The sequence below is a fragment of the Desulfovibrio subterraneus genome (genome assembly GCF_013340285.1).
Taxonomy (GTDB): Bacteria; Desulfobacterota; Desulfovibrionia; order Desulfovibrionales; family Desulfovibrionaceae; genus Halodesulfovibrio; species Halodesulfovibrio subterraneus.
Genome location: NZ_BLVO01000012.1, coordinates 63,527 through 80,003 on the forward strand (window position 1 = coordinate 63,527; position 16,477 = coordinate 80,003).

Below are 16,477 nucleotides of genomic sequence, written 5' to 3' on the forward strand. Positions count from 1 at the left end.
TCCGCCTTGCCGCTACTTGTCTTTGAGCTGGCGGGTCACTTCGCCGCACTTGTACATGGCCGCACCGAAATAGGGGTTGCGGATGTCCTCATCCTTCTGCAGCCATGAAGCTCCCTTGCTGTCAAAGGCCATGGGGCAGTACAGTTCATACACTGGTCCGTCGGCGCGTATGCCGAGCTGCATGACAGCGGCGGTAAGGCCGAGGGAAAGATTCTCGAATCCGGCACGCAGGGCATTCATGCCCTCAGGGGTGGTGCCATCGGCTTCTGTCATGGCCTTCATGCCTTCCTGCATGCGGCCAAGGGCCTTGTTCCATGTGGCGAGCCCTGCTTCGTCCAGCAGGGAACTGTCTGCGGCGGCAAGAGCGGCTGTGAGTGCCGGAAGGGCCTTTTGCGCTGCTGCGGCATCATCCTTGCCAAGTGCTTCGGCTATGGGCGTGTAGGCATTGAATACCCCGCCTATCTGCTGGCGGAAGGGCTGTGGTGCCATGCCGCCTGCGGCTTCCGGCACGCCGAATTCGCTGGCCAGATTGGCGTAATGGGTGTGCGTCAGCGCGTGTACTTCGTGCAGGCGTTTGAAATCTCTGGCCTCGCTGCCCAGAACGGCGTCGTTGGCAAGCAGCATGGAAAATTCCTTCCACGCGAGCTTTGCGTCGCCTTCAAGCATGGCATTCTGTTCCACGGAATCCATCAGGGAGAGCAGGTTGGCGTTCATGTCCGTATACAGGGCCTTGGCGCCGTCCACATCAGAGGCACGCAGTGCAGCATCTATCTTGCCGATCTGGCCGCCGATAAACGAAAGTTTGGAGAGCAGCAGCGGCGGTGCTTCGTATATGGCCGTGGGCTGCGGCATGGAATCCGTCATGGGACTGTTCAGGGAACCGGGTGCCAGTCCGTGGGCGTGCTGCATGGGGGCCTCGGCACTGCCGGGGTTCATCATGCTCGGTTTGGCCTGAATCTGCAGTGCGCTGTCGATCTTGAATGCGCCCCTGCTGACAACGAGTTCACCTTCCGAAAGGCCGCTGCGGACAATGTAGGTCTCTCCTGCGCGGGGACCGAGCACCACTTCGCGGCCGATGAACGTGCCGGGTTTGTCCTTGGCCTGCACATACACGACGGCACGTTTGCCCGTGATGAGCGGCGCGGAGACGGGAATGACCAGCGGGTCTTCCTTGCCGGTGGTGGCCTGTGCCTGCTTGCCGCCTATGCGCTGCACTGCCTGCACGAACATGCCGGGCTTGAGGCTGGCGTCGCCGTTGGGTACTTCAAGCCGCACATCCACCGTGCGGGTCTTGGGGTTGACCATCGGATCTATGTAGACAATGCGGCCCTGATAGTTGCGGCCGGGGTATGCCTCTGCGGCAAAGGTGACTTCCAGCCCCTTCTTTATCCACGGCAGGTCGGATTCATACGCTTCAAGCACCACCCATACGTGGCTCAGGTCGGCAATGGTGTATATGGGCATGCCCGTCTGCACGTACATGCCTTCCACCACGTCCTTTCTGATCACGATGCCCCCTTGCGGGGCATGCAGGGTTATGTGGTCCGAAGGTTTGCCGTTGGCGACCACGGTATCAACCTGCGTTTTGGAAAGGCCGAGCAGACGCAGTTTTTCCTTGGACGCTTCAAGGGTGCGCTGTGCCGTTCTGCGCACGAGATCAAGATTGGTGGACTGCGCATCGTTCATGGCCTTGGCTGCCTGCAGCAGTTCCGCCTGCGCGGTGAGCAGTTCGGGGCTGTAGATGGAAGCCATGGCCTGCCCGCGCTGCACCACGCTGCCGGTGGAATCCACATACAGCTTGTCGATGCGGCCGCCCATCCATGCGGTAATGGAGCCCACGCGGGTTTCATCATATTCGACCTTGCCCACCATGCGCACGTCCAGAGCCACGGATTGCTTGCGGACAGGCGTGACCACTATTTCCGCCAGCTTGCGCGAATCCGCATTCATTTCCACCTGACGCAGACTCTGGGCGGCTGCCCTGTTGGCATCCAGCTCCAGTTTTATCAGGTCCATGAAGCATATGGGGCACTTGCCGGGTTCGGGGAGCTGTATCTGCGGGTGCATGGAACAGGTCCACACCACCCTGCCGGCAGCATCCGTGCTGCGTTCAAGCCCGTGATCCTTGTGTTCGGAGAGCGTCTTTTCTGTGACGGGGGCTTGCTTATGTCCCCTGAAATACAGGGCAACGGCAACGATGATGATCAGACCGCCGAGAAGAGGGGCAATCCATTTGTAACGTCTGATGGTGGTGAGCAAAGGCATGACGGGCTCCTGCCGGGTGTGTCAAAAAATTATGCAGTGAGAGGGCCGGGGTTCCGGAAACAGGAGAACGCGCCGGAACAGTGCTTCCGGCGCGTTCAGAGGTGTTGTCAGGCAGGGGTCTTTTCGAGTTCCACGCCCTGTTCTTCCAGCTTCTTGATGTACTGTTCAGGATTCTTCTTGAATTCGCTTTCGCAGGAAGGGCAGCAGAAGTAGACACGCTTGCCGTTATGGTCTGCGTGCAGCTTCTTGTTGATGGCGTAGCCCATGACGGGGCATTTGGTCTGGGGTTCGGCTGCATATGCCGCACCCGTGGCAAGACCGGTGCCAATGCCGAGCATGGCCATTACTGCAAGGGCTGCAAGGGATTTGATGAGTGTGCTCATTGACATTTCTCCAATAATCTTCAGGTGCTTTTGTTACTGCTTGCCCTGTTCCGAGTCATGCATGGCCTTGCCCTTCATCATCATGGAATGGCCGTCCATCATCATCTTCTTGCCCTTCATCATCATGTCCTGGCCATTCATCATCATCATTTCACCCTTGGACATATTGCCGTGGGCCTTCATCTTCTCTTTGCCCATCATCATCATGGACTCACCGTCGGACATATCACCCATCATCTTATGGGCGCCGTTCATCATCATATCACCGCCGGTAGTCTTGCCGTTCATCATCATATTATGGCCGGCAGCCTTATCGTTCATGGCAGGGGCTGCAGAGGTGTCTGCCGCCGCGTGTTCGGTATGGGCGGGCGTATCCTGTGCGGATGCGGCAATGGGGGCTGCCGATACAAAAAGGGCCAGCGCGAAAGCAAAAAGGGCGGTTTTGAGGGAAGTGGTACGTGTCATGGTGGTAACTCCTTGTTTCGTTGAAGCAGAAACGTTGCTTCAGCTATTTAATGGTTGTCTTGAGATCAGATTCCGGCAGGGAGGGTTTTTCCAGCACGGAACCGTGATACTTGCAGGGGATTTCACCGCCGGTCAGGGCTTCCATGTCGGCGATGCGCTGGGCCTGGTCCGTCAGGGCGCGGGCATAGGCAAGATGCAGTTCAAGATAGCTTTTCTGTGTTTCGGTGATGTCGCTGAACGATGCCTTGCCGCTCTGGTAGGCCTGCAGTGATACTTCTATGGCCTGTTCCGCGCGGGGGAGCAGGGTATCCTTGTACAGTTCTATGCGCCGTCCTGCATCGCGGTAGCGGAACAGGGCCAGCTCAAGGTCGGCAAGAAGCGAGTCCTGCTTGCCTTGCCTTCCCCGGTGGGCGGCAAGGAGCATCTCCTTGCTTTCGATTACTGCGGCATCGCGTCCCGAGCGCCAGATGGGCAGGTTTATGCCGATTGATGCGATGAGAGGGTCGTCGCCTTTATTGAACATGTCGGCATTGTTGCGGGGCCTGTCGGTATATATGGATTCCAGACCGAGCGTTACGTCCGGGAAATAGTTTCGTTCTGCCAGCGAGGCTGCTGATTTGGCTTTTTCCGCCTGCGCATCATAGCCGTGCAGCGCGGGGTTGTTTTCCTTGAGTGCCGTGCGCAGGATGTCGTCATTCATGGATATTTCCATGACCGGCACTGCATCGGGAACCTGCACCGGCTCATTGGTTTCACGCCCCATGGCCGCGTTCAGGCGTGCGCCAAGCGGGGTGCGCAGGTCCTGCATCGAGCGCAGGCGTTCTCCCAGTTTGTCCAGTTCCACCTGCGTGCGCAGCACATCGGAATAGGGCGTACCTCCCGCCGCATAGCGGGCGCGGGCCACGTCTTCCAGATATTGCAGCAGTTCTTCATTTTCACGGGTAATGTTTATGGCGCGCTCAAGATAGGCGTATTCGTAAAAGGCATTCTTCACGTCACGGTAGAGCGCAAGTTTGGTGCCTTCCGCCTGCGCCCGCAGGGTGTCTGCCTCGTGCAGGGCTATCTGTTCCTTGTCGCTCAGTTTACCGGGCCAGGGAAATTTTTGTGAAATGCCGTATCGCCAGCGCTGGGGACCGGTGCGGGTTTCCACAGGCTCGATGAAATAGCCGAAACGCAGTTCGGGGTCGGGCATGACCGAAGCCTGCGGAGCCTTCTGCACGGCTGCGCGCCAGCGGGCGAAGGCTGCCTGCAGCTCCCCGTTGTTTTCGGCGGCTGTTTTCAGGTAGGCGGGAAGGGGGGCAATGGATACAGGCTCCTGTGCTCTTGCAACACCGTGCATGGCAAGGGTTGCAAGGGCGGCCATGATGATTGCCACCGGAAGGAACAATGCGAGAAGGCGCAAGGGTGCAGAATGCATGGCGTTTGCGCCCGCATGGACAATGGCTGCGGCAGTTGCCTGCTGGCGGGGAAGCCGGGTCTGCCTGACTTGGATTGGATGTTCACGCTGCATTGATTTTCCTGTTCCTGTTGAAGATGTGGCTGCACTGTCTTTCATTATGCTGTAGCTCCACTAAACAAGATGCGTACCATCACGTAAAAAGCAAGTTATTTCGGACTAGATTAGTCCGAATAAGAAGTGCATGATGGTGCACATCGTGTCATATCGTATAAAAAATGGACGATTTTGCCCTGCCTTGGCCCTGTCATGTGTATGATTTTTGAACAGGAGCGCAGCAGGAAAGGGAGCAGGGGGGCAGCAGGTGAGAGCCTGATCATAATTTACACTATGCAGGCGGAGGGGGGAGTATTTTGTTGGATCAGGGGGAATTTTGTCGGGTCAGGGCTGGCGTTTACCCCGGCGCAGGTGCTCAGGCAGGTTCTGCATGCCTTCCACTACGGGACAGGGGGCTAACTTGCGATTTTTGAGCAGGCGGTTGTCCAGCACCACCACGATGCCCTTGTCTGTTTCGCGGCGGATGAGTCTGCCCACGCCCTGACGGAACTTGATGGCGGTTTCGTATCGGTATCGGTCCCAGTAGGCTGCGTCCGGCAGGCAGCGCTTGCGCGCGTCCATGAGCGGGGACGAGGGCGATGGAAAGGGCAGGCGGGTGATGATGACCTGCGTGAGGGTGTCGCCGGGAAAATCCACGCCGTGCCAGAAGGTTTCCACGCCGAAGAGCACGCTTTCCTTTGCGGCGCGGAACTCGTCACACAGCGCTGCGGGCGGCTCGCCCTTTTTCTGGAACAGCAGGGGGTATTCCCCGTCGTATTCGCGCTCCAGCCGTTCGCGCAGGGCTTCAAGGTCCTCGTAACTGGCGCAGAGCACCAGCGTGGCACCGTGGTTCAGCTCTATGAGATCGGGAATGACCTTGGAAACATAGTTCAGCCACGTGGCCTTGTGCTCGAACATGGCCGTGGGCGTGCCGGATGGCACTACAAGGGCGAAATCCGGCTCGAACGGCGGGGACACGCGGGTGACGAAGCAGGGCTTGGGCGGTGCTTCCGTGTCGTCAAAGAGAATGTGCTGCCCCTTGCCCAGTCCGAGGCTGCGGCGGAAGGGGGCAAAGCTGGCCTGATGGGTGAGCGTGGCCGAGGTGAACACCACGGTATCGCGGCGTGCGAGAATGTGGTTGCGCACCAGCGGACCCACATAGACCTGTCCGCCGCCGAGAATCCAGTTGCGCGGAAAGACCTGCACGGACTGCCACGTGCCTTCTGATTCCAGACCCGTGCGCAGCTGCGCGAGGTTGAACATGGCCTCATGCACCAGCATGCGCATGGTGCGGCAGCGCGAGAGCGTCTTGAACGGCAGGGGCAGGCGTCCGGCCTCCTTGCCGTTGAAGAAGGCCGTGTTTTCGTGCACGGCTTCCATGAGCCCGTGCAGATGCTTCAGGTCGTTGGCGATGTGGCCGTTGGTAAAGGCCTTGTGTGCCGGAGTCACGGCAATGGCACCGCCCAGCGCTCCCCTGTCCATGGCGAGAAAGCGGTCGCGCATGGTGTCCAGCGCCCGCAGCAGCACGCCTATGGCATCTACGCCGCGTTCGGCCCTGTCCCTGTCCAGCGGCGGAGTGGAGGGAGAAGCCACCAGCTTGCGGCACTGCTCACGCAGGTAGCGGGCATGGCCCTGCACATCCGAGGTGGCAACTTCCGGGCTCATGGCGCTGCGCACTGCGTCTTCGAAGTGGTTGGCTTCGTCTATGACGCAGTGGCGGAACAGCCCGTTGAGCTTGCCGTCCTTCTCCATGAGAATGAGCTTGTTGTGGTTGGTGATGATGAGGCGCGCATTGGCCGCCTCTGCCGTCACCACCTGTGCGGGACAGTGCGAGTGGGTGGCGTGGCAGCCGCTTCCTGCGCTCACTTCCAGCATCAGGCCTGTGAGCTGGCGGTTGCCGTCCAGCCTGCGGCGCAGGCGGGGCGAAATATCTTCACAGTCTGCAAGACGGTAGCGGTAGCAGATGTTCACGAAGAACAGCCACGCGAGCAGTTCTTCGCCGTCCATGTCGGGCGAGAGCACATCGTCGAGCTTGTGGGCGCACACGTAGTTGCTCTTGCCCTTGATGAGGGCGGCAGGGATGCTTCTGTATTGCCCGAAAAGCTCGCGGCAGGCTTCCAGCTCATTGCCGTAAAGCTGGTTTTGCAGGCTCTTGGTGTAGGTGGCAATGGCCACGCGCTGCTGGGGATTACGCTTGAGAAATTCCATGACAGGCAGCAGATAGCCCAGCGTTTTGCCCGTGCCTGTGCCTGCCTCTATGCAGGCGACTGCGTTGGTGTTCAGCGCGTGGGCCACATGTCCGGCATACGTGACCTGCGGCTCGCGCACGCGGTAGCCCTTGCGACGGTGGGCAAGCTGTTCATAGAGCTGGCTTATGTCCCGCTCCGGCACCTCGGTAAAGCCGGTACCCTGCGCGTCTCGCGGTTCGATGGTGGGGGCTTTTTCCAGAAACTGCCGCCAGTCCGGCGTGTCATCCGCTGTAACCGGTGTGACAAGACCGCCGTCAAAGTATCCGGAAAAATGGTGCAGCAGGTGGCAGCAGGCATCGCCGAACAGGGTGTCGCTGTGCGCCAGATAGTGACGCAGGGCCCGTGCCCCGGGGAATCGGGTGTCTGCGAGTACGGAACCGAACAGATGCCGCGTGAAGGCAAGGCCGAGTTCCGCACCTTCTTCCGCGGAAAAGCTGACCTTGTCGCGGGGCTGGCCGTGGATTGTTTCCCACAGCTGCCGTGGCGAGGCGCTGGACCCCCAAGGCATGAAGTAGTCTGCCGCGAATCCCAGATCAAGCACGCGCAAACCGCGCAGCAGCTCCTGCAACGCGGGCAGGGCATCGTACGGATCGTAGCAGAACACGAATTCCAGTCCGGCCAGAAAGTCGCACAGGGCATCCTGCACCTGTGCATGCTCAGGTGCCCCCCCAAGCGCCTTGCGGCTGACATGCGAATGCATGAAGTCGCGGGCGCGGGTGGCCTTGGTGCGGATGAGCGAATGGTAGCTGGTGCGCTTGCCCTCCGGCGTAATGCGGATGGCGGCCACGGCATAGGGCGCAACCGCTCCGGCAGGCGGGGCGGCCATGTGGACAAAGAGAAACCCTATGTCGCGGATGGGGTGCATCAACGGCTGGAACATGGCTTTCTGGTATCAGAAGGGCGGGTGGCTGTCAGTCTGAATATGGCGCAGTTCCGGACAGTTCCGACCCGTTCCGGCCAGATTCAACCCGTTCTGATTGGTTCCGATTACTTCCGATTACTTCTGGTTCGTTTAGATCGTGTCCGCCCATGCCCTGCCAGCTCCGGTCAGTGCGGGGCAATTTTGATCAGTTCCGATCAGGCCGATCAAGTCGGATCAGCTCTATCAAGTCCGCTCAGGCTTGGTCCAATTGGGCCAGGTCTGACCTCCCCGTCGCATCAGGCCCATGAATTGCGGTTACCGTGGCAGGGCAGATGAAAAAAGGCCGCACCCTGACGGATGCGGCCTCATGTTTTGTTGTATGGCAGGCGTGGCTATTTTGCCATGCGTGCTTCAAGATCCTCGGCGCTCTTGATGACCTGCGCCTTGAATTCTTCGCGTGCGGCAGTGAGCTTTGCAGCGACCTTGGCATCCTGCAGCGCGATGATCTGCGCGGCAAGCCATGCAGCGTTCTTGGCTCCGGCCTTGTCCAGCGCCACGGTGCCCACGGGGTAGCCGGGGGGCATCATGACGGTGGCCAGCAGCGCATCCATGCCGCCCAGCTTGGAAGCCGTGATCGGCACGCCGAGAACGGGCTTGAGGGTGCGAGCGGCAACTGCGCCTGCAAGATGTGCGGCCATACCGGCGGCGCAGATGAAGACCTGACAGCCTTCCTTCTCCAGCTTGTCCACCAGATGCTCGGTGCGTTCCGGCGTGCGGTGGGCGGAGCTGACCGTGAAAAGGTAGCTGATGCCCAGCTGCTCCAGCACTTCCGTGCAGGGGCGCATGGTTTCTTCGTCGGAAAGGCTTCCCATGAATATACCGACCTGAGGCATGTTCATTACTCCTGAAAGGGGTTCGGGTGGTTGTTGCCAGAGCCGTTGTTATGGTCTTTCGTCCGCGCTTTTCTAGTGCCTACGATAACGTGTGCAGGCAGGGGGCAGCCATTCCAAAGGGGGCCGGAAGTGCCGGAACTGTTCTCCGGTCCGGCAGCCACGCTTCGGCGTTCAGCAGCAGCGGAACGAAACGTATCCTATTTCAGACCCTTGAAGCCGATGTCGCGGCGGTAATACGCCTTGTCCATGCGCAGCTTGGCAACGCCTTCGTAGGCGCGCTTCTGGGCATCGGCAAGGGTGGCACCCAGCGCGGTAACGCACAGCACACGGCCGCCGTTGGCGCGGGTAACGCCGTCTTCAAGGGTGGTTCCGGCCTGAAAGACCTTCAGATCGCCGATGGCTTCCGCCTCTTCGATGCCGTTGATCTCCATGCCTCTGGGGTAGCTGTTGGGGTAGCCTTCTGCCGCAATGACCACACCGAGGGTGGTTTCCTGCTTGATGTTCAGCGGGGTTTCGGCAAGGCGGCCTTCAACGCAGGCCATCATCACGTCCACGATATCGCTGTCCAGACGCATGAGCAGCGGCTGGCATTCTGGGTCGCCGAAGCGCACGTTGAATTCGAGCACATAGGGGCCCTTGGCGGTCATCATGAGACCGGCGTAAAGGATGCCCACGAAAGGCTTGTCCTTCTTGCCCAGCGTGTTGCACACGGGCTTCATGACCAGTTCGATGATCTCGTCGTAGCGTTCGGCGGGCAGAACAGGGGCAGGGCTGTATGCGCCCATGCCGCCGGTGTTCGGGCCGGTGTCGCCGTCGAATACGGCCTTGTGATCCTGCGAGGAGGGCAGAGGCTTTACGGTCTTGCCGTCGCAGAAGCAGATGAACGATGCCTCTTCACCGATGAGGCACTCTTCAATGACAACGTGCTTGCCCGATGCGCCGAATGCCTGCTGGATCATGATTTCTTCCAGCGCGCCAATGGCTTCGTCCGTGGTCTGTGCAACCACAACGCCCTTGCCAGCGGCAAGGCCGTCGGCCTTTACCACGATGGGAGCGCCGACTTCCAGAACATAGTCCCGGGCATCTTCGAATTCATCGAATACGCCGAATGCGGCAGTGGGCACGCCTGCTTCATCCATGATGTTCTTGGCGAACGCCTTGGAGCCTTCCAGCTGGGCGGCAAAGGCATTGGGGCCGAAGCAGGGGATTCCGGCAAGATCAAGAGCGTCCTTGATGCCGAGCACGAGGGGCAGTTCCGGACCCGGAACCACGAGGTCAATCTTCTGTTCTTTGGCAAAGGCAACCAGTGCGGGAATGTCATCAACCGCGATGGGCACGTTGGTGCCTTCAAGGGCGGTGCCGCCGTTGCCGGGGGCAATGAAAATCTCGTCAACTTTCGGGCTCTGACGCATTTTCCATGCAAGAGCATGTTCGCGTCCGCCATTTCCGACGATCAGAATCCGCACGTCTGGCCTCCGTATGGCTTTAGACAGGGTTTTCCCCCGTCCTGTTTCGTGATAGCACGTTCAGTCACGTGGCTTGCGTGTTGTGGTGTGCGCCTGATACATGCTTTTGCCGTTTGGTTCAAGAAACATATTTATACTACTATTTCAGTTCGTTGGGAGTGCGTATGGTGACTCATCGTTTTTTGCCGCATCTGCCTGCGGAGAAGTTGGCGGCGCTTCAGCTTGAGGGATTGCGATGGACGGTACGCCATGCCTATGCGAACAGCCCCGCCTACAGGGCCAAGTTCGATGCGGCAGGGGTGCACCCTGACGATATTACCACCCTTGACGACATCCGGCTGCTCCCCTTTACCACGGTGGCGGATCTTCGTGAAGGGTATCCGCTTCCCCTGCTTTCCGTACCGGAGGAGCAGGTTGTGCGTATTCACGCTTCTTCAGGCACCACGGGCAAACGCAAGATTCTGGCTTACACGCAGAATGATATTGATACCTTTGCCTTGCAGATGGCGCGCTGCTACGAGATTGCCGGACTGACCACGCTGGACCGCGTGCAGATTGCCGTGGGCTACGGCCTGTGGACTGCCGGTGCCGGTTTTCAGCTGGGCTGCGAGAAGTTCGGGGCGCTCACCGTGCCGGTGGGACCGGGCAACCTTGAAATGCAACTGCAGCTCATGACGGATGTGGGAACCACCTGCCTGTGTTCCACGGCGTCCATGGCGCTGCTCATGGCGGAAGAAGTGGAGCGCAACGGCCTGCGCGACCAGTGCAAACTGCGCAAGATCATTTTCGGCGCGGAAGCGCATAGCGCCAAGATGCGTAAGACATTCGAGGAAAAGCTGGGTCTTGAGGGCAGTTACGACATTGCGGGCATGACAGAGATGTACGGCCCCGGCACCGCGCTGGAATGTGATGCGCATGAAGGCCTGCATTACTGGGCCGACCTGTTCATCATCGAAATTCTTGATCCGGAGACCCTGCAGCCCGTGCCGGATGGCGAAGTGGGCGAAATGGTGGTGACCAGCCTGCGTAAGGAGGCCGCGCCCCTCGTGCGGTACCGCACCCGCGACCTTACCCGCATGCTGCCGGGCATGTGCTCCTGCGGACGGGAGATTCCCCGTCACGATCATATTCTCGGCCGCTCGGACGACATGATCATCTTCCGTGGCGTGAACATTTACCCCGGTCAGATTGCGGACGTGCTGCACAAGTTCCCTGAAGCGGGAGCGGAATATCAGATTGTGCTGACCCGCAAGGAGGGCAAGGACAGCCTGACCCTGCGTCTGGAGCGTAATGCGGAATCCGCAGACGGCAACAATGCCGCGCTTGCCAGTGCCGTGGGTGCCGAGCTGCATAAAAAGCTCATGGCCCGCGTGGAGATGGAGATTGTGGACCCCGGCGTGCTGCCGCGTTCCTTCGGCAAGTCCAAGCGTGTGGTTGATCTGCGCGATCAGGAATAGCCGTCCGGTATCTGTACCATCTCGCTGTTCCCGCCCGTCTCGGCTATACGGGAACAGAAAGAACAATAGTATTCTGGGCCGCCTCGTAACCGGGGCGGCTTTTTTTAGTATCTGACGTTGCCTTGATGCGGGGGGCGATGGTAGTTCTATCTCCGTCTATTCGTTACACAACCGGCCATGTGCCTTACGGAGAGTGTATGAGGGTTTTACTGAGCTGCGTGAACTCGCTGGTATCGCTGGTGGGCTACGATACCGAGGCGGCAAAGGCATTCTGGTACTGTCCCGGCAACATGCTGCGCGCCTGCGGAGCCTGCTACGACGGCCACGACCTGCTGCTTGCCTCGGATGAATTTGTCACCCGCATCACGCCGCAGGGCGTGCGTCAGCATAAGCTGCCCGGACCGCATACCAACCTTGCGCACAGCGTCCATCATATCGGCGGCATGATCGGCGTGGTGGATACGGGCAACTCACGTATCCTCATCCAGCCGCCGGACTCCGACGGGGCCGTGTTCACACTGGACCCGCTGGAAGGCTGGCCTGACCGGCCCATGGATGCCATACACCTCAACGACTTCATGCCGTGGGGCGAGGGTGTCATTGCCTCCTGCTTCCACTACCATCCCTTCGGCCACTACAAGACCAAGGGATATGACTGGCATGGCGGCGGCCACGGGTTGATTCTCGGCATGCACCGCGCACACGGCATGACCGTATCCAAGGTGCTCGCCAGCGGGCTGAACTGCCCGCACTCTCTGGTGGAGCATGAAGGGGCGGTGTATTGCTGCTCGTCATCAAGAGGGGAGTTTCTCAAATATGCCCCGCAGCCCAGCGGCCTGCTCTATGAGTCGGCACGCTGGAAGATAACCGGCGACCATTTTGTGCGCGGCGCCCTGCACGACGGCGAGCGCTGGCTGCTCGGCGGCAGTTCCGTGCGCAGACTCAAGGATCAGTCGCCCATGTCGCTGTATCTGCTGGATGAGGCCACAGGAAAGGTGGAACGTCAGACCGTGGCGGCAGCAGGGGAGATATATGATGTGTTGCCGTGGGATGATGCAATCATGCGCACGCTGGTGCCTGTGATCAATGCCCTGCCATCCAACGACTGGGACGAGAACGAATACCCCAAGCCCATGGGCCTGCCGGATTTCTAGCCCCCCCCATTTTTCGCATGTAACAACCCCGCCGTCGGAGCAGTCCGGCGGCGGGGTTTTGGTTTGTCAGCTTTCTGTTTGTCGTATGCAATTGTACAAGGCGCAGATCATTTAGGTGTGTTCCAGTAGCGGGCAGGCTGAGTCCGGGTGCTCCAGAGGAATGGAGATGCGGAAGGTGGTGCCTTTGCCCGGCGCGGACTCCAGCTGGATGTTGCCGCACAGTTTTTGGGTAATCAGGTTGTACGTGATGTGCATGCCAAGGCCGGTGCCGCCCTGCCCCTGTTTGGTGGTGAAGAAGGGGTCGAATATTTTTGAGCACTGCTCGGCATTCATGCCTTTGCCGTTGTCGCTGTAGGTTATCTGCACGCCGGAGGGGATGCTTCGGGCCGAGAGGGTGACTACGCCGGGTGTGGTGTCGTCAAAGGCGTGAATCAGGGAATTCATGATCAGGTTGGTGAGCACCTGTGTGAGCGCACCGGGGTACGTTTTCAGGGTAATATCTGCGGGGCAGACAATCTCCAGTGTATGCGGGGAATGTTTGAATTTGGGCTGCACGCTGAGCTGCACTTCCCGCAGGTATTCGTGCAGGTTAAAGTCGCGTGTTTGTTCCACTTCCTGATCCACGGCAACCTGTTTGAAGCTGCGGATGATTTCTGCACCGCGCGTAAGGTTGAGCATCATCGACTCTGCTGCGCTGTCTGCGGCTTTGAGAAATGTCTCGAATTCACCCTTGGTGAACTTGCCTGTTTCATAGGATTCGCGGATGGCGGCAAGCCGTTCCTGCAGATAGGTGGCGTTTGTCACCCCCAGTCCCAGCGGGGTGTTGATCTCGTGCGCCACGCCTGCGACCAGCCGTCCCAGTGCTGCCATCTTTTCCGTCATGACCAGCTGGTCCCGGGTCTTTTTCAGGGTGTTCAGGGACTGTTCAAGATCCTCCGTGCGTTCGAGAACGCGCTGTTCAAGACTTGCGTTCAGCTTTTCCAGACGCAACTGCGACTCTATGCGCTCGGTAACATCCATGGCGCTGACAAGAATGTGGAATACGACGTTTTGTTCATCTGCGATGGGCACAATGGCGGCATCCAGATATCTGTTCTCGCCGTCCTTGTTTACTGCGATGGCTTCAAAACGGACCGGCGTTCCTGATCTGGCATTTTCGAGCATGGATTCACGTTTTTCCGTTCCGTCATCATCTCTGATTGTCCATGGAATGTTGCCGAAACTGGCGGTCTTCTGCGGTGTGTACCCGAAGACTCCGGTCACGGCCTGATTGCACTGGAGAATGTTCCCTCTGGTGTCGAGAATGAAGAGAGCCTCGTTGGCCTGGCTGAATATCTTGTGCATTTTTGCTTCGCTTTCCGTAAGGCGCTGCGATGCCTTGCGGGCCTGCGCGATGGAAAGGAGCGAAAGGGCGATGATGCAGGCCAGCGCAATGGAGCTTGCCACAAGCATCTCTCTGGTCTGGCGTATGGTTTCCTGCTTGATGTCCTCAAGGTAGGCGCCGGTGCCGATGATCCAGTTCCACGGCTCAAAGCGTTTTACATAGGAAATTTTGGGCAGTATGCGTTCGCTGTTGTCCTGCCACTGCCACTGGTAATCGACGAAGCTGCCGCCTGTGGCGCTGCTTTTGCGCACCATCTCCATGAACAGGTTTTTGCCTGTGGCGTCCTTGTAATTGCTGAGGTCCATACCGTTCAGCTCAGGCAGATAGGGGTGCATGATCATGAAGGGGCGTGTGTCGTTGATCCAGAAATAGTCTTTCAGCTCCGGCCCGAAGCGCATGCGGGCGAGCATTTGAATGGCCATTTCCTGTCCTTCGCCAGACGCAAGGAGACCCTGAAGTTCCATTGTGTAGCAGGACTGGACGAGGTTCCACGCAACCATGACGTTGTCCTGCAGCGCGGATTTTTTTCTTTCCAGCAGGGCGTTGTAGGTGTTGGGAATCTGCACGGCAAAGATGACGCCGAAGATGAGCACCACCGACAGGACAATGGGTATGGCAATCTTCACCCACGTGGTCTGCATGAATGTGCGCAGGGCGCCGGATCGCCTCATAGCGCCCTCGGAATGTTGTCTGTGTAGTGTTCCTTGACCTTGAGCAGGGCATCCAGATTGTGCAGCAGAAGGTCCACAAGAACAGGGTCGAACATTTTGCCTTTCTGTTCGTGGAAGAAGGCCAGCACTTCATTCATGGGCCATGCCTTCTTGTAGACACGCTCATGGCTCAGCGCGTCAAAGACATCTGCAACGGCGGTAATTCTGCCTTCCAGGGGAATGTCCTCTCCCTTGAGGCCGCGCGGATATCCTGTTCCGTCCCAGCGCTCGTGGTGCGTGTAGGCTATGTCGGCAGCCGTGGTCAGCATGCGGCGGTCGGATGTTTTCAGCAGCGAATGGCCTATGGTGGTGTGCTGCTTCATGATGGTGAATTCGTCGTCCGTGAGCTTGCCGGGTTTCAGCAGAATGCTGTCAGGGATGCCTATTTTGCCTATGTCATGCATGGGCGATGCCTGTTTGAAGAGCTCCGCATCCTGTTCGGATACGCCGTGGGCCAATGCGAGAATGCGGGTGTATTCCGCCACGCGCACAACATGGTAGGCCGTTTCCTTTGAGCGTGTTTCCACCACTTCACCCAGCCGGAAAAGCACTTCGCTCTGGGTTTTTATGATCTCGTCATTCAGATAGATGTTGTCGAAAGCGATACCCACGTTGGTGGTGAATATTTCCAGCAGCTCCTTCAGTTCTTCCCAGTTATCCGGTGAGCCCTTTTCAACATACAGAATGTGGTATTTCTTGTTCTGCGTAGGAAGGTAGGCGATGTATTTGTCATCGGCTATGAGGTTGCTTTTTTCCTGAATCGCCACGTTGATTTTTTGCACGGTATCCTGCGGCAGAGACTGGCAGCTGGTGCTGCCCTCGCATTCTTCGAATTTTCCTGTGGCGGAAATGATGTTCCAGCTGGGTGCATTCAGCGATTCGGCCAGCGCGGTGAAGCCTGTGCTGCTCATGTAGAGCGAATTCTGCAGGCGGAACAGCGCTTCAATCTGGGTGAGCACCCCTTTGGAAAGGGTGTGGATGGAGCGTTCCTGAAAGAAGCTCGCCGAGGCATCAATGATGTATTTGAGCCCCACACGCTGCTTCTCGATGGAGCGCATGTCCCGATAGGAACGGATGGCCGTGTAGATGGTGGTGAACAGGCGTTGCGAGGTGAGCTCTGTTTTGTGCTTGTAGTCATTGATGTCGTATTCGACGATGACCTTGCGTTCCGGCGCCTGCCCGGGTTGCCCCGTGCGCAGGATGATGCGCACCAGCCGGTTGTTCAGTTCCTGCCGTATGGCCCGTGCGCAGTCCAGCCCCGCATGGGGCGTTTCCATGACCACGTCCAGAAGCACCACGGCTATGTCGTCATGTTGGCGCAGATGCTCCAGCGCTTCTTTGCCGGTGTAGGCAGACAGGATTTCCAGCTCAGCCCCTTCAAAGGTGAAATCGGTCAGCACCAGTCTGGTGGTGTTGTGCACCTCGACCTCATCATCAACGATGAGAATTTTCCACGGCTTCAGATGAACATGGCTGCGGGGTTCTGTTTTGCCTTGAGCGGCCGGAGAGTCTGGCTGGGCGTCTTCAGGAAAGAGGAGGTCGTCATCGCTCATGTGTGTCCCTTCTGTTTACGTTCATGCGATACTGCATGATATCAAGGGAGCGGTGAGCGGGTATTATAATCACAAAATGCGTTGCGTAGCCGGTAGATAACAGGTTGTGGCAGAGGGGGAATTATCACGGGTGAGTGTTGACTA

At 58.6% G+C, this 16,477-nt stretch carries 11 protein-coding genes; 2 read left to right on the forward strand and 9 right to left on the reverse strand.

Translation table 11 applies throughout. The features are described from left to right. Positions 1-12: 12 nt before the first annotated feature. The 7 genes from HUV30_RS04310 to purD all read right to left on the reverse strand — a co-directional run bounded on the left by HUV30_RS04310 (position 13) and on the right by purD (position 10,075). Positions 13-2,265 carry an efflux RND transporter periplasmic adaptor subunit gene (locus tag HUV30_RS04310; RefSeq protein ID WP_174404201.1) on the reverse strand — a complete coding sequence of 751 codons (2,253 nt, stop codon included), beginning with the start codon at positions 2,263-2,265 and terminating at the stop codon, positions 13-15. Between the two features lie 107 nt (positions 2,266-2,372). Continuing rightward, positions 2,373-2,648 carry a TRASH domain-containing protein gene (locus HUV30_RS04315; protein ID WP_243452068.1) on the reverse strand — a complete coding sequence of 92 codons (276 nt, stop codon included), beginning with the start codon at positions 2,646-2,648 and terminating at the stop codon, positions 2,373-2,375. Positions 2,649-2,681: 33 nt separating this feature from the next. After that, entirely contained in the window at positions 2,682-3,113 is a 432-nt protein-coding gene (locus HUV30_RS04320) for a hypothetical protein (RefSeq protein WP_174404202.1), read from the reverse strand. 43 nt (positions 3,114-3,156) lie between these two features. Continuing rightward, positions 3,157-4,623 carry a TolC family protein gene (locus HUV30_RS04325; RefSeq protein ID WP_174404203.1) on the reverse strand — a complete coding sequence of 489 codons (1,467 nt, stop codon included), beginning with the start codon at positions 4,621-4,623 and terminating at the stop codon, positions 3,157-3,159. Positions 4,624-4,950: 327 nt separating this feature from the next. Further along, the gene (locus HUV30_RS04330; RefSeq protein ID WP_174404204.1) at positions 4,951-7,734 is read right to left on the reverse strand and encodes an ATP-dependent DNA helicase; all 2,784 of its coding nucleotides are present in this window, start codon (positions 7,732-7,734) and stop codon (positions 4,951-4,953) included. Positions 7,735-8,108: 374 nt separating this feature from the next. Further along, positions 8,109-8,609 (reverse strand): 5-(carboxyamino)imidazole ribonucleotide mutase, encoded by a 501-nt coding sequence (gene purE / locus HUV30_RS04335; protein WP_174404205.1) that lies wholly within the window; start codon positions 8,607-8,609, stop codon positions 8,109-8,111. A gap of 197 nt (positions 8,610-8,806) precedes the next feature. Next, on the reverse strand, positions 8,807-10,075 hold the full coding sequence (gene purD / locus HUV30_RS04340; RefSeq protein WP_174404206.1) for a phosphoribosylamine--glycine ligase: 1,269 nt from the start codon (positions 10,073-10,075) through the stop codon (positions 8,807-8,809). A gap of 164 nt (positions 10,076-10,239) precedes the next feature. On the opposite strand from purD, the gene HUV30_RS04345 reads away from it, so the two are divergent. Next, positions 10,240-11,532 (forward strand): phenylacetate--CoA ligase, encoded by a 1,293-nt coding sequence (locus tag HUV30_RS04345; protein ID WP_174404207.1) that lies wholly within the window; start codon positions 10,240-10,242, stop codon positions 11,530-11,532. A 197-nt stretch (positions 11,533-11,729) separates the two neighbouring features. Further along, a complete protein-coding gene (locus HUV30_RS04350; protein ID WP_174404208.1) occupies positions 11,730-12,686 on the forward strand; it encodes a hypothetical protein in 957 nt (318 codons plus the stop codon). Positions 12,687-12,797: 111 nt separating this feature from the next. On the opposite strand, the gene HUV30_RS04355 is transcribed toward HUV30_RS04350, so the two are convergent. Then, positions 12,798-14,741: a cache domain-containing protein gene (locus HUV30_RS04355; protein WP_174404209.1), complete on the reverse strand. Its 1,944-nt coding sequence runs from the start codon at positions 14,739-14,741 to the stop codon at positions 12,798-12,800. Then, positions 14,738-16,333 carry a response regulator gene (locus HUV30_RS04360; RefSeq protein WP_174404210.1) on the reverse strand — a complete coding sequence of 532 codons (1,596 nt, stop codon included), beginning with the start codon at positions 16,331-16,333 and terminating at the stop codon, positions 14,738-14,740. The genes HUV30_RS04355 and HUV30_RS04360 overlap by 4 nt, the downstream gene beginning before the upstream one ends. Positions 16,334-16,477: the final 144 nt, after the last annotated feature.